Raw genomic sequence first — 17,798 nt, 5'->3', positions numbered from 1 at the left:
ATCTCCCCAAGCTCTAGTTTTAAACAATGTTACAGAGAATGATTTTTTCATTACTTCTAGAAGAATATGGAAGCCTAACCGTATTCTTTTGAACGTTGCAACATCAAAAACTACGTATAAGAAACCCAGTCTTATAGAATTAAAATACTATTATGTATCTATAAAATTGTATGAAAAAATATTACAAGTTTGTTTTTAGTGCCTTATTTTTTTGTGTGAATGTTGCGTTTGGGCAAGGTGAAGGCGTTAATTGGTATTTTGGCTCTAACGCAGGTTTAGATTTTACAACCTCGCCTCCTACTGCATTGCTAGATGGAGCTTTGGAAACCAATGAAGGTGTAGCTACCATTTCTAGTCAAACTGGGCAATTACTTTTTTACACGGACGGAAGATCGGTTTGGGATAGAAACCATCAAGTAACTCCAAATGGAACAGGATTGACTGGTGATAGTTCTAGTTCACAATCTGCCATTATTGTTCCCAAACCAGGCGATCCTAATATTTACTACATCTTTACGGTAGATAATGAAGCTGGTTTGAATGGTCTACGATATTCTGAGTTTGATCTTACGCTAAATAGCGGAAATGGCGATGTAACAAGCTTAAAAAACGTACCTCTTTGGCCTTCTACCGCAGAGAAAATTACCGCAGTTCAACATGCAAATGGCACTGACTACTGGGTATTGAGTCACGCTTGGGCTAACAATACTTTTTTGGTTTTTCAAGTGACAGCTGCGGGTGTTAATACAACTCCCATTACACAAGATATTGGAGCTATTCATTCCGGAAATACTACAGAAGCAATTGGTTATATGAAAGCTTCTTCCAATGGAGAAAAACTAGCTGTTGCACAATGGTCAAACGATAGTTTTGTTGAAATTTTTGATTTTAACGATGCCAATGGAACTATTTCCAATCCTATATTATTAGACAATATTTTTTTTGTAGGTGAACAAAATGGTTCATACGGCGTAGAGTTTTCACCAAATACTGAATTCTTGTATGTCTCTGACTTAAAGTTTAATCCTACTGTTGAAAGTAAAGTCCATCAGTTTAATATTACTTCATGGAATCAAGCAGATATTTTAGCTTCGGATGTAATCTTGTATGAAGGTCCTGATATTCTTGGAGCTATTCAATTAGCCGTTGATGAAAAACTATATGTTGCAAATGGCGGTGTTGCGTTTTTAGATGTCATTGAAAACCCAAATGTTGCAGGAACTGGTGCTGGATATTTAAATCGAGGCATCAGTTTACAAGGTCGATTAGGACGTTTTGGATTGCCTACATTTATCCAATCCTTCTTTGTGGGCAGTATTCAATTTGAAAATATTTGTTTAGGTGAAGAAACCAATTTCACTTTAAACACTTCTGAAACAGTCACTTCTGTTGCTTGGAATTTTGGTGATGGCAATTCATCAACTGACTTAAATCCTGTACATCTGTATGCAAATCCCGGAACTTATTCAGTAACTGTTTCTATCAATGTAAATGGTGAAATAAGAGATACCACAAGAGATATTACCATCTATGAAATACCAGTTGCAGGTGCAATTTCTGACTATTTATTATGTGATGATGTTTCAAACAATCAAATTGAGACATTCGATTTGTCAACTAAAATTACAGAAGCTTTGGCTGGACAATCTGATCAATTATTTAGTGTAGCTTTTTATGCTTCTCAAGAAGATGCAGATACAGATCAAAATCGACTACCATTGTCATTTGACAATACTTCTAATAATCAAGAAATTTTTGCGCGTGTTTTTAATTTAGGACAATCTGGATGTTTTGATATTACCAGTTTTACATTGATTGTAAATCCACTTCCTATGGCAAATCCTATTGATAATATTGATATTTGTGACGATCAAAGTAATAATGGTTTTGAAGTAATTAATCTTAATCAATTTGATCCTGAAGTCTTGCAGAGTCAAACGGCAAGTGACTTTGTTATTACCTATCACCTCACACAACAAGATGCAGATAATGATATAGGTGCGCTTGCTACTAATTTTCAAACTATAGACAATCCACAACAAATTGTAGTACGAATTGAAGCCGCAGGAAACGCAACTTGTTATGACACTACTAGTTTTGAAATTACCATTACGTCAGCCATTATTGCCAATGAAGTAGACGGTTTGTTTGAATGTAGTTTTTTAGATAATCCGAACACGGCAACTTTTAATTTAACAACTCAGAATGCTTTAATTCTAGATGGACTTACAGGAACTTATGGAATTTCGTATCACTTGAGCGAAACTGATGCAATGATGAATATAGCACCAATCAGTAGTATTTACACCAACACTGAAAATCCGCAGCAAATTTATGTTCGAGTTGAAGATACTACCAATTCAAGTTGTTTTGATATTGTAGATTTTGCAGTTACTGCACTAGAAAGACCAATTGTAGCGGATGATGAAACTTTGTATTTATGTACAGATGGAACCGTTGCTTTACCTGCTGGAGTTGATGCCGATTTTTATAACTGGTCCAATGGAGCAACTTCCGAAACCATTATTGTAGATACCGCAGGAACGTATACTGTGGAAATTGGCAATAGTTTTACCATTTTTGGTGAGCAACAAAATTGCAGCAATACCAGAACGTTTACGGTGATAGAATCTGGTCCTGCAACGGCTATTGATGTAACAATTACAGATTGGACAAATACTCAAAATACCATTGCTGTAGCCGTACAAGGTTTGGGTAATTACGAATATTCTTTAGATGGAATTACCTATACTAATTCAAACCTTTTTGAATTTTTATTAGCAGGCGAATATACGATGTATGTAAGAGATAAGAACAATTGCGGCATTGTGACAGAACCTGTATTTCTGCTAAATTATCCGCGTTTCTTCACACCAAATAATGATGGTTTTAATGATAATTGGCAAATTGTAGCTTCTAGTAGTGATCCTACATTACGTATTTATATTTTTGACCGTTACGGAAAGCGACTTACCACGTTGAATCCTGCATCTAAAGGTTGGGACGGAAATTATAATGGACAACGAATGCCTTCCGGAGATTACTGGTTTAGAGTAGAAAGACCTATGATTGGAACTATTTATAAAGGGCATTTTACGCTAAAACGATAAGACATTGTAAAATACGTAATTTGTCGTATTGTAATCACTCTTAAAATATTCAATTTTTGGAAGGTAGTGTAATACTAGAACCTTAACTACCTCGTATGCAAAAAACGCTTACTACATAAGATCGTAAAAAAATTAAAGTCAAAAATATGGCGAACGCTCGGTTTTGTAGTATTTGCTATTGCTGTTTTTCTGCTATTTATTTTTTTATACTTCGCGATTCTTTTCAAGACACAAACGATTTTGAATTGATTCCTACGCTCATATTTGGTGTATTTGGAGTTTTCTTTTTGGTTATACTCGGTTATATGGCTTCAATTTTAATTAAAGATTTTAACGCTGGTGCTAAGAATTGCTATGAAGGAATTGTAGAAGACAAAAAATTGAACATTAAGCAAAGTACTTTTCATTCAAGGAGTCATGATCATAGAGATTCTAGCAACAGTAAAACAAATAAAAAACGCTATTATTACATCATTGTAGAAGGAATAGAACATGAAATAGAATACAACATGTATTTGCAAGTAAAAGTGGGCGATTTAGTTTATTTTGAAGTCGCACCAAAATCACGTACAGTTTTGTTTTATGAAGTTCTTGAAAATACAGCGGTAGAAACGAAAACTGAAGCCGTACGATTTGATACTGTTGATTATCAAGATTCTTGATCATCTCCCATTTAGAGGACAGTTTATACGCTAAGTTAAGTTAATAAATCATATATCAAGCTACTTGTTTATTTTTCATCAAATACCTGTTAACAGGTATTTGATTTTCGATTCCTTGATGTCTTCTTTTGGTATTATAATAGTTAAAATATTTCTTGAGTTGTTTGTATAAATCTATGGCAGAGTCTGGCGGATTAAGATAGACACTTTCATATTTTACAGTTCTCCATAAGCGCTCAATAAATACATTGTCAATAGCACGTCCTTTTCCGTCCATACTTAATTTGATTCCACTACCAAGAACGAACTTAGTAAATACCTCTGATGTAAACTGACTTCCTTGATCGGTATTTATGATCTCTGGTTTTCCGTGAATAGCAATTGCTTCTTCTAGCGTTTCTTTACACCAACTAGCATCCATGGTATTGGAGACAGACCAGTTCAATACATATCTGCTATGCAGATCTATGATTGCCACTAAATACATAAAGCCTTTTCGCATGGGGATATAGGTAATATCAGTAGCCCATACCTGATTAGGAACTGTAACGGTTAAGTTCCTGAGCAGATATGGATATACTTTATGGGCTTTATTTCGCCTAGAAGTATGTTTTCCTGGCATGACAGCTCTAAGTCCCATAACTTTATAATAGAGACGTTCTATACGCTTATGATTGACGCTATATCCTTTATCCATAGTTAGCCACGTATGGATTCGTCTAGCGCCCTTAAAACAATGATCCATATAGTGAGCATCTATTAATTTCATTAGTTCCAAATTCAGCTTACTTTCTCCTTTGGGTTTGTAATACAGACCTGAACGATGGAGCTTTAGCAATTTGCATTGTCTGCTAAGACTCAAGATAGAATGATCCTTGCTTATCATTAGTCTTCGTTTGGTTAGTGGTGTTATCGCAAGGCGTTCTTTAAAAAATCAAGTTCGACTTTCTGCTGACCGATTACTTTTAATAAATGTTCTTCTTTTTCTTCTGCTGCACTTTTGACAGATTTTGTGCCTTTATCAAAAACCGTTTCCGCATTGGCTAGAAATTCCCGTTTCCATGTGTAGATTTGTTGCACACTAATTTCAAATTTCTGTGCAAGCTCTTGAACGGTTGAACGTTCTTTTAATACTTCCAAAACAACTTTGGTCTTGAATTTTGAAGTGAATTTTCTTCGTGTCATATCAGTAAATTTAAGTGTTTTTTTCTAACTTAAACTACTGTCCTAATTTCGGGGGAATGATCAGCATGCTTTTTTACAAACCCATGGAGTTGCAAATTAATTACGAACACTATTCTTTTTTACGTTTCTTTTTCTTACCCAATGAAATTTTATAATCATCTACGGTTCCTCGGACCTTTATGTTAAGATATCGTGTTCTTTTGTTGGTATTTACTTCTACAATCTCATCTTCTTGATCTTCAGCAATAGTACGATTCTTGCGTTTAAATAATTTATACCAAGCAGCTTTCCGAACAGTTTTCCAGGGAATACGTAAATAATAATCGATATTTTGATTGCTATCATGTGTGCCAGATAGTTCCATGTGACCTAAAGTAGATTCGATGGTCATAGAAGGAATATGAATCTTTCCTTTTTCCACATTCAAGCTGTTTTGTAAAGTATCAAACCGAATGTTTCGCAGGTTTTTATCTCCCATATAATCTGAAAGTGCCAACATGGGATCGTAATTTTTTAACCTACCGTTTGATACTTTTACATCCATTTCTAGCGTAGATTGATCCAAATCAGGAACCATATCTGGATATACTCTAATCTTACCTTTAATTCTGGAAGTGAGTTTTCCTTGTAAATTTTCAGAAATGAGATGATCTTGCCCAAAATTTTCAAATTTGAAAAGCAGTTTATCCAAATCAACATGAGTCATTACCAAATCAGGTTGCAGATAAATATGTTTTGGATCGCTACCATTAAAATAGCCATTTAATTGAATCTTTCCTCCTGCAGCATTCATCTGTAATGTATCTATATAAATGTAATGATTGGGCGTTGTTCTGAATTCTGCTTTGATCTTTTGAAGGTCTATCCTATGGTAGATAAAGTGCTCTATATCTGCCTTAAACTGCATGTCTGTAAAAGGCAGTTCATATATATTAAAAGCATTGGCATGTTCTGCTACATCAGCAGTTTTTGATGCAACAACTTCTGTTGGTTTTGGTGGCTGTAAATCAAACTTAAAAAGAGCATCATAATCGATGTAATTTGCTTTTACCGCTAGGTAATTATCTCTTTTCTTTATTTCTTGATTTTTTCCTAAATAATAATTTAAATCGAAATTAAAATTAGTGGTTCCTATTTCTCCATGAAAATCTTTTATAACAATATGCTCGTCCTCATAATGAATATTTCCTCTAAAATCATGAAAACGAAGCGGATGCAATTTCATTTTTGTATTTAATTTGTCTAAAGCCAGATCGATGGAATGCAAAGCAGAATCTTTATAATGCATACTAGAGTCAAAATGCAATGCCAAATCATCAAATTCTTCATGTCTATATTCTTCAGGAACATAATTTTCACCTCCATACGAAAAAACATCTTCCAATCTTAACTTGTTGGAAGTGATGTTGATATCTAAGTCTACATCTCCGTTAAGTTCGGGTTGCATCCAAAATGTATAATCGTGTATGAGTCCATCAAAGTGAAAATCACTATCATCAATATATCCAGTGAAATCTACTATTTTTAAATCCGTACTGTCGATTAATACATCAGCATGAAAATCATGTAGCTTATGTGGATAATGTTTTAAGCCAGCATGTAAGCTATCAATAAAAAACTCACCTTTTGGTAAATACTTAGATTCTGTAAAGTCTTTAGCAGAAGCCTTAAAAGAAAATCCTAAACTAAGATTTTGTATTTGCTCATCAATACCTTTTTGGATAGAATCTAACTCAGAATATCCTGTCAATTGTGCAATATCCAGATGCTCAGAAGTAATATCAAAATGAGCTTCTACTGGAATATTCGTATGATGCACTATAGCGGGTAAGTCAGACAGAAAACCACTAATGGATAGATCTGTATTACCTATTGACATATCAAATTGTTTCAATGTTGCTTCTTTACCATTCATGACCAAATCTACATTCAATGAATCTAAAGGAGCGGGAAGGTTTTTGGCGTTTAAACTTAAGTCTTTTACACGCAACTGTGCAAAGTATGCTTGATTGAGTTTTTGTAAAGCTTTTTCGGGTCTGTCAATATCTATAATATCGTGAAAATTCATTTTTAACGAAACTTCTCCAGAGGCACCTTGTACTTGCTCCAAATCAAAAAAGTCGGCAATAAAATTTAGATTAAAGTAAGAGTCGACTTGCATGTCTACTTCTGGCGATTCAAAATTCTTAACCAGAATAGCACCTTTAAACTCTCCCTTTTCTAATGAAGCGGTCATGTCTGTGAGTGAGAATTCCATAGTACTTGTATCTCTATTTTCGCCATTTGTAAAATGACCACTAAAGCCCATGTTATCTATCTTTTTTCCTTTTTTAGTATTTTCTAAAAAGGCTTTTTTAGCTCCAAAATCAGCATTTATAAATGGTCTATTTCCTTTATTGGCAGCACCTTGAATACTAGCGTTAAAATAAATTTCACCAGCGTTTTTGTATTTTTCCAAAACTGGAATCACATCTGCCGGAGCGAAAGCTATAAACATATCAAAATTGGGCTTTTTCCCTTTTATGGAAAGGTCAAGGTCTACATCATTTTTTACATCTATAGAGCCTTTTAATTCAAAATCGCCATTTTCCATAACAATACCCGAAGGTTGTATGTCAAGAATACCAGTATGCTCATTGAATACAACGTCTGTGTGGACTTCTAAATGTTTTTTATGGAAAAAAGTGGTATCTCCATTTTTTATAACATTTAATTCAAGATCGGCATCTACATGCCCTGAGATAATGCTATCTTTTTGATTAAAACTACCTGTGCCTGCATATACAAATTTTTCAACATCTGTATTCGTAGCTTCATCCAATGTATGAATATCAAGGTTTTTAAATTTAATTTTCTTTAGATGAATGTTCGTAGATGGAGTTTCTGTATCAGAGGTGCTAGCGATAGAGTTTTGAATATTAGTAGTATTATTTTCGTGAATAACGATATTAAAAACACCATCTTCAACTATCAAAGATTGAATATCATAATTTCCATTTACAATGTCCCATAGGTTAAAGCCAACATAGATGTCTTTTACATCCATTATAACTGGTGCATTGTCTTCTTTTGTTTCAAAAATTTTGAAATCATAAACTTTTACAGCGATGTATGGGAAATTACCAAAAAGAGATAATTCACTATCACCAATACTAATAAGACCTTTGTGTCCTTTATTTAATTTTTCAATTTCTCCTTTAATAATTTCAGATTGGTTGACCTGAACATATAGTATGAGTCCACCTACTACTAAAGTAGGAACTATGATGAGTCCTAATAAAATTCGTTTCCATAATTTTTTAATCTTCAAAGTAGATGTCTTTTAGTGTTTGACTTTAAAAATAACGAATTCGTATGAAAAAAACTTATTTTAGGATATGATTTAGTTTTTGAAATATATGTGTTTGTTAATTAGGTAGTTGGAGTAGGAAAGAGTTTCTTTAGAATTATGTTTAAAATTAGGATACCAAGAAAATAGATTGTAACCCTAGAAAATCAATTACGATATTTAAGCTACTTCAAATACATATAGCCAAATGCTACAATAAATACAATAGCACTTATGATATACGTGACAAAAGAATCATAAGATTTGAAATAGTGAACGGTATAAAGAATCAACAAGTAGAGAAGTATAATGATCACAATTATTTTCCGTTTGAACACTCTAGTTTCAGCACCATATTTAATTTTATTATCGGCTAAGGTAACAACCGTTGACCAAGGCCGTAATACAATGTCTATAAATGCATGTGATTTCCATATATCTGATCCTTTTGAAAATTTCCGAATCCATAAAACAGGATTTTATTGGTAAAGAATGTCAGTAAATTGTAATGTACACATTGTTTTTTGAATATAATATACTTGTAGTATAAAATACCTACAAGTGCAAAAAATAAATAGTATTGAATAGTAGGCATAAGAAAATAAGATAAGTGCCAGTATACAAATGAGGCTAGTAGGAAGTACTACAAACAATGAAAACTTAAATAGTTGTATCCACTTGTCATAAATTTCAACGTACTTATAAGTATTAATAATTTGTTAATTTACTACTTTGTTAGCAATATTAAAAGTAAGTTTTTTCTTTAAATAGTTGCTGTTTTAAAACAAAAAAGCCTTCGCAATGCAGAATTAGAAAACATACTTAAGAAACTGTTTAATACATTTTGAATGATAGAATTGTAGTGTTTTTTTGCTACTCGAAATTAAATAAATACGATATCAATTACTTTCTATAACTACTATTGATTAATAAATTTAGACTGTTTTTACCTCAAAAAATCATTATTAAATTTTTAGAGATAAGCATATCAATAATATGATTTTATAAATACTTAGCAACTCCTTTTTTGCTTTGAATCTCAGGTAGTAAAAGTTATAATTTCAAGTAAATCTGGAGTTGCGTGTTTGTAAAGGTATAGTGTTGTGATCAACGATCTTTAAAGTCTTTCAAACCTTGACGCCTGCCTCTATCATAACCATCTTGATAAGTATCTGCACCAATTTTTGCGATAGGACATATTGGTGTAATGAAAATGGGCTTACTTTTTTTATTCGTCACATTATAGTAGGTATAACCAGCTTCAAAACTAGCTTCCCAACCGTCACAAAATGAGCGTTCATCATCATTTTCAATGACAGGAATCGCTAATGGATGACTGTTATCATCTTCAATATTAGGATTGCGCTTTTTGAAATCTTTTTTGCCTTCTATCAATCCACAATTATAACCATCTTGATATGAGTCTAGTCCAGCTTTTGCAATTGGGCAAATAGGCGTAATAAAAACGGGTTTCGGTTTGTGATTTGTAATATTGTAATAACTATAGCCAGCTTCGTAACCATCTTTCCAACCATCACAAAACGTTGCTTCCATAGCGATTTTCGAAATATTCTTTTTGTTGGCTGCGTGTACAGTAGCTGTTAAACTTGTTAAGAACAAACACAGAAGTAGAATTCTTTTCATAAAATGATTAGAGGTTAAAATGTTTATACAATACGATGTGAATCATCACAATAATTATTCCGTAAATGCTGATATTTAATTAGATATAGATAAGATCTCAAAAACATTTGACAGAATATTTAAAAATATGTTTTAGTTTGAATCTGTAAAATGTTATATTTGTAAAACTGTAATCTGTTTGTATTTACAATCCTTAAAAAATTATTTTTATGTCGTTTGAACGAATTAAAGAAAAACTAAACCTATTGGCAGATGCCGCAAAATATGATGTTTCTTGCGCGTCAAGCGGAAGTGATCGTGCCAATAAAAATAAAGGTTTAGGAGATGCAAAAGGCATGGGGATTTGTCATACCTATACAGAAGATGGTCGCTGTGTTTCTTTATTGAAAATTTTATTGACCAATTATTGTATTTTTGATTGTGCTTATTGCGTGACACGAAAAAGTAATGATATCAAACGCGCAGCCTTCAAAGTACAAGAAGTAGTTGATTTGACAATTAATTTTTATAGAAGAAATTACATCGAAGGCTTATTTTTAAGTTCTGGGATTTTCAAAAACGCAGATTATACCATGGAACGTTTGGTCGCTGTTGCAAAGAAATTACGCTTAGAGGAAAACTTTAACGGATACATTCACCTAAAATCAATTCCAGGTGCTTCAGATGAATTAATGCGTGAAGCAGGTTTGTACGCTGACAGATTGAGTGTGAATATCGAAATTCCAACACGTGAAGGCTTGAAACGACTTGCTCCAGATAAAAATCGTGAAGATTTCATCAAACCCATGAAAAAAGTCAAAAATGAAATCATTCAATACAAAGCCGAGAAAAAAATCATCAAAAGCACACCAAAATATGCGCCTGCAGGACAAAGTACTCAGATGATTATTGGCGCTAGTGGAGAAAATGATTATCAAATCATGACAGCTTCCAATTTTTTCTACAGAAAGTTCAATTTGAAACGTGTGTATTATTCAGGATATGTACCGATAAGTTATGATAGTCGTTTGCCACAAATAGGAAGTGAAGTCCCAATGTTACGTGAAAATAGATTATATCAAACCGACTGGCTCATGCGCTTTTATGGTTTTCATATTCATGAAATTGTCAACGAAACACATCAGCATTTAGATTTAGATATTGATCCAAAACTATCGTGGGCATTGCGCAATATTCATGAGTTTCCTGTAGATGTAAATCGTGCAGATAAACGTATGCTTGCCCGTGTACCAGGTTTGGGAATGACTTCTGTATACAAAATATTGAACGCTCGTAAATTCCGCCAACTCAATTGGGAACATTTAAAACGTTTGGGAGTTGCACTAAACAGAGCAAAATATTTCTTAATCTGTAATTCTAATGATTTTGAACGTCGCGATTTAGAACCAAATAAAATCAAAGGATTCATCCTTCAAAATTCCAAAAGTAAGTTCAGACAAGCTACCAGTAATCAGTTAAATCTATTTGGCTAATGCAAAAAGTGTTGATATATGATAGTTCGTTTGAAGGTTTTTTAAGTGCTGTTTTTAAAGTATATGAAGAAAAACTCATAGAGGTTGATATTCAACGAGAGGGCAATGTACAACGTTCTTTTTTTGGTGAAACAGAGGAAATAATTACCAATAAGTTACAAGCAGATCGTGTATGGAATGGTTTAAAAAAGAAACTAACTTCCTACGGGCGAAATCAAGTGTATTATTCGTTTCTAAGCGAGATGAATTCTGTTGAAAATATACTACTAGATTACATTCAACAAGTATTTAAGGCATCAGAAAATATAGAAAAAGACTTTTCAAATGCTACGGTTTTAAAACTCTCAAAAATTACGAGAAGTGTTGGGCGAGAAAAACATCGTATGGAAGCTTTTGTACGTTTTAAATTGACCAAAGACGGTTTGTATTTTGCAAATTTAGAACCAGATTTTAATGTATTGCCATTATTAGCTAAGCATTTTAAATCGCGTTATGCAGATCAAAAATGGGTTATTTATGATATCAAACGAAACTACGGATTGCACTACAATTTAGAGCATGTAGAAACCATTGTGATGGACTTTCCAAAGGAATTTGATTTTACCAAAACTTCTGAAGATTTCTTTGCTGAAGAAGAATTGGCTTTTCAAGAATTGTGGCAAAACTATTTCAAAAGTACCAATATTGAATCTAGAAAAAATATGTTGTTACATGTACGACATGTTCCCAAGCGCTATTGGAAATATTTAAGCGAAAAACAACCACTCTAGAAACAAATTGAATACATCTTTTTAAAATTTGGGTAATGAAATAACAATTCAAACCCTAGTTAGTATTAACTTAAATTTTTAAAAGATGAAAAGAAAAAATCTTAAATCACTAAAACTAAACAAGCAAAAAGTTTCTCAATTTGAAGTACGACAAATTACTGGTGGAATGGTTTCTGAAAATGAAAAATGTAAAACATACATGAAAGAATCTGTTGGCGATTGGTGTTTGTACAGTGTATATGCTTCCTGTTATGGCCCATGTGATGGAGTACATGCAAGTTATGCTTGTAATGGAAATTAAAAAAATAGAGCGAACTTTGGTTCGCTTTTTTTTTAAATCTTAAACTTAATTCCTGTTCTCAAATAAATTTTAGCTTCGTTATCTAGGGAAAAAATCATGTTTCGATTTTTGTTTCTAAGCTCAGTATCAATCGAAAAAATATAGGCTGCTCGTAAATATAATTGCAATCGTTTTGTAAAATTATATTCGTATTGCAATCCCGACAAAATTAGCGACATATTAATACTTCTAGCTTCTTTTCCACCAATAAGAGCAACTTCACGTTGCAAATTTGATGTAAAACCATCTAATTGTGCGTATGCTTTTAATTTATGTTTTTGTGAAAAATAATATTGTAAATTGGTTTTTGGAATTCCCAAATTAAACGACCAATCCGGGTGAAACTTCTTGAAATAACTAACAAAAGGTAACGGAAAATTGAATCCTGAATTTCCAGCATACGAAACTCCTAAAATTAATGTTTGATGTTTTCCATTATATTTTTTTCCTTGTTTTATAAAAATAACGGTTCCTGAAAGAACGATATCTTTTATGCTCAGTGCATCCGCTACCAAATTTGTACTTACACCAGGTTGAAATCGTATTCCTAGTCGCCAATTGTTTCGCATCGGAGTTGTATACCCAATACTTAAATCTAACAATTGAAAATCTCTTAGATCACCTGTTGGAAAAGGAAACTCAACTTCAGATTTTAAATTAATTTTACTGTAATCTAATCCAAAAAATAAATAGGTGTCGTCACCCTTTAACTTTACAGGATAATTAAACAAAGCTCGAAAGCGTTCATATTCTATATTTGATTTTGCATTTGGAATGTAGGTATAATCAATACGGGCTAAATCACTCAATTGTGCATATATTGCCGAAGAACAGCAGTATATTATAAGTGTGAGAATTCTGGTAAGATTTGACATGTATTAAAGTTACGCTTTTTAAGCGCTGAAAGATAAATGTTTCGAGACAATTAATCTAAATAACGATAAAAGAGTTTATAAATTGTAGTCTTCGGAATTTATAAAGTTTAGAGGTTTATATTTTGAAATAAAAAAGTAAAAACAGGTAACACTTACATATTACCTATAGTTTCAACTACACCTAAGGAAGCAGCTTCACCAGCCAACATTGCAGCATTTAATGAACCGTTTAGTTGTACATCTCCTGCGAGAAAAGTTTGTGTTGTTAAACGCGTTTCTGAAGGCAATACATTGTATTGAAGCTGTTGTAAATTTGGCAATGCTCTCGGGATGCTATATTGTTTTAAAAAACTACAATTTGTAATACCGCAGTATTCTTGCAACTCTTCTTGCACTTTTTTAATTAAAAATTTAGAAGACATGTTATGTTTTTTCACAATCGTGACGGAGAGCAATTCTTTTGTGCCTTTTGAAGCAGTTGGCAAACTGTGATGAAAAAAGATATTATTTACAAGTAATGTATTGTCTGCACCTAATCCGATCAAAGGTTTCGAAATGGTACGTTTGGGAGTTTCAAAATACAAGGTTTCGCAAGATTTCCAAGCAGTTTCTTGCGATTTTAAGTTTGAAATTAATTGACTAGCTTCCGTCGCAATAATGGTAAAATGGCTTTCTAAAATAGTTCCATTTTCTAATGTAATTTTTCCGTCTTCAATTGTTTTGACTTTTGTTTTGAAATGAAATTTGGTGTGTTGTAATTTAGATTTCAATTGCTTAGGAATCGCTTCAATTCCTGATTTTGGAAGTGCAGCAAAACCATCGCCAAACATTTTATATACAAACTCAAACATTCTATTCGAAGTCACTAAGTTTGGCTCAAGAAAGATACCGCTAAAGAAGGGTTTGAAAAATTTAGAAATCATATCATCAGAGAAGCCTAAATTTTGCAAATGCGTGAGTGTGGTCGTTTCTGGTTGCGCAAAAATTTCATGTATTGATTTTTTCTTTTTGGTTGAATTTAGTTTGAGCACTTTGAGTTTATCTGAAAAATTTCCAATACCCGAAAAAAGTGTAGGAAATAACAAAGAAAACTTTCGTAACGGATCGCCAATTGTTTTTTGTTTTCCTTTGGTAAAAACAGTAGCGCCTGGTAAAAAATGTTGAAGATCGAGCGCATTATAATCTAAATATTTTTGAGCAGCGGGGTACGAAGTAAGTAGTACTTGAAATCCATGATCTAATTGATAATCATTTACAATATCAGTCTTTACGCGTCCGCCAACACGATCTGTAGCTTCAATGATTTCAGGATAATAACCATAATTTTCTAGAATTTGTGCAGCGATTAATCCGCTAATTCCAGCTCCTACAATATATATTTTATACGTTTCTTTCTTCATGCTAATGTTGTTGCTAAAAATCAGTGTAAAAATACGACAAAACAAAGACATTTATAGATCGTTCCAAACGATTTATATCGTAATACATATTCTAAAAAGAGAGATGTAATTATTCTTTTGCGTAGACTTTTAAATTATAACAACCCCAAATTACAAACAGAATTTCCAATACTGTTCCTACAGTAAATGCTGTTGAAGGCACACCATCTACCATTATGCTTAGCAAACGACCTAGGGCCAATCCGCCCATAAAGAAAACTACAGAAAAAGTTGCACTACGCCAATGTTTTTGAAAAAGAACACTATATCCCCAATATATTCCAAGCGCAAAATAGCAACCCATCATGGCTCTAAATACATGATTTAAGTCGGTACTTTCTACATGAAAATCAAAAAATAACGGTAAAAACGTATTCGGATATAGTCCGTAAGTAGCACCAACAACCAAAATAGCAATGGTAGATAAGGTAAGATGGAGATTTTTATGAACTTCTTTCAAAATATTAAAACGGTTTAGATATTCTTGGTTTCGGCTTTTGTTCGGTATTGTGTAAAATAGTGAACGTATCAATGATCTTCTACAAGATACTTAAAAAGTTAAAATTATGTTAAAATTATTTAAAAAAAATAAAATAAATTACCAGAAAAGTAGGTAAATTATGTATTGAACAAAATATTTGATGTTTCTAAATTGATATGATCTGCATTAAAATTTTTAATATTGAAGTGTAGATGCAACAATGAAGATTTATTCTTATAAAACCAATTAAAGTATGCACTGGAAAATTAAAGCGAGTTTGCAAAAAATATTGCATTTCACTAAGATTGGCGATCAGCTCAATCACATTCCGGCTACGCTTAAAAAAGATTATCATAAAAATGTGTGTTTATATCAGTTTTACGAATGCATTCGAAAATTTGAAGCTTCTAAAATTCAGCTAGAAACAGACACTAAAAAAGCAGCATTGGAAATTGGTACAGGATATTCCTTAATTGCGCCTGTGGTTTTGTACCTGTTAGGTTTTGATACTATTGTAACGGTTGATATTTCCAAAGATGTTTCTATCAAAACATTTCAAAAACAAATTATACACTTGAATGATGCTACATTGCTTCAAACCGTATCAGAAAAGGGAAGGTTTACAGTTTTAGAAATCAAAGAAAAATTACAGCAGATACAATCGTTTCAAACACTTGAAAAGTTGTATAAATTTTGCAACATCATTTACATTCCGAAATACACACTAAGCGATATCGAAAACACTTGCAATTCATTTGACTATATCTGTTCGCAAGTGGTTTTTGAACACATCTCACCAGCATTTTTAAAACAATTATTTATAAAAATGAAAACTTGGCTAACCAAGGACGGTTGCGCTATACATACCATCAATTTTATAGATCACTTTGCAAACCCTGGATTTTTTCAAGACAAAAATATTTCGGAATTTAACTTTTTAAAGTATTCAGATAACACTTGGGATTTTTGGGCAGGAAATGCGATTGCCTATACCAATCGCTTGTCATATTTATATTATTTGGAGTTGTGCGAAGCAAACAAATTACAAGTAATTGACTTTATTGGAGAAAATTATAGAATACATAATCCATTGCCAACAACAGAGATTCATCCAGACGTTTTAAAGAAATATAAACAACTTTCAAATGTGGAAGATGTGTGTAAATTTCAACGCGGAACACTAATTTTTAAAAAATAAAAAACACCTCTGACATCATCTGTCAAAGACGCGGATACATTTGCAGTATTATTAACTCTTAAAAAAATACAACAACATGAAAAACGCAGTAAATTGGTTTGAAATTCCAGTAACAGAATATGAAAGAGCAAAAAAATTCTACTCTGAAATTTTAGGAGAAGAAATTAAAGATCATCATATGGATAACATGAAATATGGAATTTTTCCATACGATATGGAAAATCATAATGTTGGCGGCGCTATCATGCAAATGGAAGGTTCAAATCCTTCACAAGATGGTTCAACAGTATATCTAAATGGCGGAGATGATTTAAGTATTGCCTTAGGAAAAGTTGAAGCAGCAGGAGGAAAAATCATCATGCCAAAAACAGACATTCAAGAAAATGGTTTCATTGCACAATTCATCGATTCAGAAGGAAATAGAGTAGCATTACATTCTATGAATTAACAAAAAAGACTATTTTAATGGGAATCTAAACTTGATTCAGAACTTTATAAAGTGGTGATGAATATATAAGGGAAACTGAATCAAGTTTAGGTTAACCAAAACGGAATCTTTAGACTGATTGAAAAAATATCATGACACAACTCGCAAGACTTATATCTATACTCACATTATTACGATCAAAACGATTGTTAACTGCGTCAGAATTGGCAGAAAAATATGATGTTAGCGTACGTACAATTTACAGAGATATTCGAAAGTTAGAGGAAGCTGGCGTACCTGTATATACGTTAGAAGGTAGAGGCTACAGTTTGATTGATACGTATACGATTGCACCTGTACAATTTACCGAAAAGCAAGCCAATGCGCTGATTACTGCTGAACATATCATCAATCAATCCAAAGATGCTTCTTTCGTAAATGACTTTAAAGAAGCATTGACTAAAATTAAATCAGTTTTTAAAACATCTGTCCAAGAAAAAAGTGAAATATTAAGTGATAAAATTCATGTATTTAATTGGAAGTTAGAAGATACTTTTAGTGATGCGCTTTCTGAAATTCAGTTGGCAGTGACCAATTTTAATGTCATGGAAATCAATTATAAGAAAGCAAACGATTATCAAATATCAAATCGTAAAATAGAACCTTATGCCATGTATTCTACAGATAATAAATGGATTTTAATTGCATGGTGTCACCTGCGTAATGATATGCGTGCTTTTCGCATAGATCGCATTCAAAATTTTAAAATACTTGAAGAAAAATTTGAAGATCGAAAATTCAATATCAATGATTATTTTGCATTAGATACGTGCAACAGTCACAACTGCAAAAACTAAAAAGCCAAAG

At 32.5% G+C, this 17,798-nt stretch carries 15 protein-coding genes; 8 read left to right on the top strand and 7 right to left on the bottom strand.

Annotation, left to right across the window (positions count from 1 at the left end):
• Nucleotides 1-170 precede the first annotated feature (170 nt).
• Complete coding sequence (locus MK119_RS15980) at nucleotides 171-3,110, top strand: T9SS type B sorting domain-containing protein (RefSeq protein WP_290680612.1); 2,940 nt, start codon at nucleotides 171-173, stop codon at nucleotides 3,108-3,110.
• A gap of 146 nt (nucleotides 3,111-3,256) precedes the next feature.
• The gene (locus MK119_RS15975; RefSeq protein WP_290680610.1) at nucleotides 3,257-3,772 is read left to right on the top strand and encodes a hypothetical protein; all 516 of its coding nucleotides are present in this window, start codon (nucleotides 3,257-3,259) and stop codon (nucleotides 3,770-3,772) included.
• 55 nt (nucleotides 3,773-3,827) lie between these two features.
• On the opposite strand, the gene MK119_RS15970 is transcribed toward MK119_RS15975, so the two are convergent.
• From MK119_RS15970 to MK119_RS15955, 4 genes are all read right to left on the bottom strand, one after another.
• The gene (locus MK119_RS15970) at nucleotides 3,828-4,658 is read right to left on the bottom strand and encodes an IS3 family transposase (protein ID WP_290680608.1); all 831 of its coding nucleotides are present in this window, start codon (nucleotides 4,656-4,658) and stop codon (nucleotides 3,828-3,830) included.
• 23 nt (nucleotides 4,659-4,681) lie between these two features.
• Complete coding sequence (locus MK119_RS15965) at nucleotides 4,682-4,957, bottom strand: transposase (RefSeq protein WP_290680606.1); 276 nt, start codon at nucleotides 4,955-4,957, stop codon at nucleotides 4,682-4,684.
• Nucleotides 4,958-5,066: 109 nt separating this feature from the next.
• Nucleotides 5,067-8,267 carry an AsmA-like C-terminal region-containing protein gene (locus MK119_RS15960; RefSeq protein ID WP_290680604.1) on the bottom strand — a complete coding sequence of 1,067 codons (3,201 nt, stop codon included), beginning with the start codon at nucleotides 8,265-8,267 and terminating at the stop codon, nucleotides 5,067-5,069.
• Nucleotides 8,268-9,392: 1,125 nt separating this feature from the next.
• Nucleotides 9,393-9,929 (bottom strand): hypothetical protein, encoded by a 537-nt coding sequence (locus MK119_RS15955; protein WP_290680602.1) that lies wholly within the window; start codon nucleotides 9,927-9,929, stop codon nucleotides 9,393-9,395.
• Nucleotides 9,930-10,138: 209 nt separating this feature from the next.
• Here MK119_RS15955 and MK119_RS15950 point away from each other — a divergent pair, with 209 nt between their 5' ends.
• The 3 genes from MK119_RS15950 to MK119_RS15940 all read left to right on the top strand — a co-directional run bounded on the left by MK119_RS15950 (nucleotide 10,139) and on the right by MK119_RS15940 (nucleotide 12,472).
• Nucleotides 10,139-11,401 carry a putative DNA modification/repair radical SAM protein gene (locus tag MK119_RS15950; protein WP_290680600.1) on the top strand — a complete coding sequence of 421 codons (1,263 nt, stop codon included), beginning with the start codon at nucleotides 10,139-10,141 and terminating at the stop codon, nucleotides 11,399-11,401.
• Nucleotides 11,401-12,171 carry a TIGR03915 family putative DNA repair protein gene (locus MK119_RS15945; protein WP_290680598.1) on the top strand — a complete coding sequence of 257 codons (771 nt, stop codon included), beginning with the start codon at nucleotides 11,401-11,403 and terminating at the stop codon, nucleotides 12,169-12,171. Before MK119_RS15950 ends, MK119_RS15945 begins: the two co-directional genes overlap by 1 nt.
• Before the next feature lie 85 nt (nucleotides 12,172-12,256).
• Nucleotides 12,257-12,472, top strand: a complete 216-nt coding sequence (locus MK119_RS15940) for a hypothetical protein (RefSeq protein WP_290680596.1) — start codon at nucleotides 12,257-12,259, stop codon at nucleotides 12,470-12,472.
• 32 nt (nucleotides 12,473-12,504) lie between these two features.
• Here MK119_RS15940 and MK119_RS15935 read toward each other — a convergent pair whose 3' ends face one another.
• The 3 genes from MK119_RS15935 to MK119_RS15925 all read right to left on the bottom strand — a co-directional run bounded on the left by MK119_RS15935 (nucleotide 12,505) and on the right by MK119_RS15925 (nucleotide 15,285).
• Nucleotides 12,505-13,386: a DUF6268 family outer membrane beta-barrel protein gene (locus MK119_RS15935; RefSeq protein ID WP_290680594.1), complete on the bottom strand. Its 882-nt coding sequence runs from the start codon at nucleotides 13,384-13,386 to the stop codon at nucleotides 12,505-12,507.
• 152 nt (nucleotides 13,387-13,538) lie between these two features.
• Entirely contained in the window at nucleotides 13,539-14,786 is a 1,248-nt protein-coding gene (locus MK119_RS15930) for an FAD-dependent oxidoreductase (protein WP_290680592.1), read from the bottom strand.
• Between the two features lie 109 nt (nucleotides 14,787-14,895).
• Nucleotides 14,896-15,285, bottom strand: coding sequence for a DUF4345 domain-containing protein (locus MK119_RS15925; protein WP_290680591.1), 390 nt, complete (start codon nucleotides 15,283-15,285; stop codon nucleotides 14,896-14,898).
• Nucleotides 15,286-15,559: 274 nt separating this feature from the next.
• Between MK119_RS15925 and MK119_RS15920 the strand changes: the two genes are divergently transcribed.
• The 3 genes from MK119_RS15920 to MK119_RS15910 all read left to right on the top strand — a co-directional run bounded on the left by MK119_RS15920 (nucleotide 15,560) and on the right by MK119_RS15910 (nucleotide 17,788).
• A complete protein-coding gene (locus MK119_RS15920) occupies nucleotides 15,560-16,504 on the top strand; it encodes a hypothetical protein (protein WP_290680589.1) in 945 nt (314 codons plus the stop codon).
• Between the two features lie 76 nt (nucleotides 16,505-16,580).
• Nucleotides 16,581-16,952: a VOC family protein gene (locus MK119_RS15915; RefSeq protein ID WP_290680587.1), complete on the top strand. Its 372-nt coding sequence runs from the start codon at nucleotides 16,581-16,583 to the stop codon at nucleotides 16,950-16,952.
• A 131-nt stretch (nucleotides 16,953-17,083) separates the two neighbouring features.
• A complete protein-coding gene (locus tag MK119_RS15910) occupies nucleotides 17,084-17,788 on the top strand; it encodes a YafY family protein (protein ID WP_290680586.1) in 705 nt (234 codons plus the stop codon).
• Nucleotides 17,789-17,798: the final 10 nt, after the last annotated feature.

This window comes from Kordia sp. (genome assembly GCF_022447245.1).
Taxonomy (GTDB): Bacteria; Bacteroidota; Bacteroidia; order Flavobacteriales; family Flavobacteriaceae; genus Kordia.
This window is presented reverse-complemented; position numbering and strand designations above follow the sequence as displayed.

Excerpts from the sequence above, each read along its gene's own strand:
- MK119_RS15980 (WP_290680612.1), top strand. The coding sequence starts at position 171 with ATGAAAAAATATTACAAGTTTGTTTTTAGTGCCTTATTTTTTTGTGTG.
- MK119_RS15975 (WP_290680610.1), top strand. The coding sequence starts at position 3,257 with ATGGCGAACGCTCGGTTTTGTAGTATTTGCTATTGCTGTTTTTCTGCT.
- MK119_RS15970 (WP_290680608.1), bottom strand. The coding sequence starts at position 4,658 with ATGATAAGCAAGGATCATTCTATCTTGAGTCTTAGCAGACAATGCAAA.
- MK119_RS15965 (WP_290680606.1), bottom strand. The coding sequence starts at position 4,957 with ATGACACGAAGAAAATTCACTTCAAAATTCAAGACCAAAGTTGTTTTG.
- MK119_RS15955 (WP_290680602.1), bottom strand. The coding sequence starts at position 9,929 with ATGAAAAGAATTCTACTTCTGTGTTTGTTCTTAACAAGTTTAACAGCT.
- MK119_RS15950 (WP_290680600.1), top strand. The coding sequence starts at position 10,139 with ATGTCGTTTGAACGAATTAAAGAAAAACTAAACCTATTGGCAGATGCC.
- MK119_RS15945 (WP_290680598.1), top strand. The coding sequence starts at position 11,401 with ATGCAAAAAGTGTTGATATATGATAGTTCGTTTGAAGGTTTTTTAAGT.
- MK119_RS15940 (WP_290680596.1), top strand. The coding sequence starts at position 12,257 with ATGAAAAGAAAAAATCTTAAATCACTAAAACTAAACAAGCAAAAAGTT.
- MK119_RS15935 (WP_290680594.1), bottom strand. The coding sequence starts at position 13,386 with ATGTCAAATCTTACCAGAATTCTCACACTTATAATATACTGCTGTTCT.
- MK119_RS15930 (WP_290680592.1), bottom strand. The coding sequence starts at position 14,786 with ATGAAGAAAGAAACGTATAAAATATATATTGTAGGAGCTGGAATTAGC.
- MK119_RS15920 (WP_290680589.1), top strand. The coding sequence starts at position 15,560 with ATGCACTGGAAAATTAAAGCGAGTTTGCAAAAAATATTGCATTTCACT.
- MK119_RS15915 (WP_290680587.1), top strand. The coding sequence starts at position 16,581 with ATGAAAAACGCAGTAAATTGGTTTGAAATTCCAGTAACAGAATATGAA.
- MK119_RS15910 (WP_290680586.1), top strand. The coding sequence starts at position 17,084 with ATGACACAACTCGCAAGACTTATATCTATACTCACATTATTACGATCA.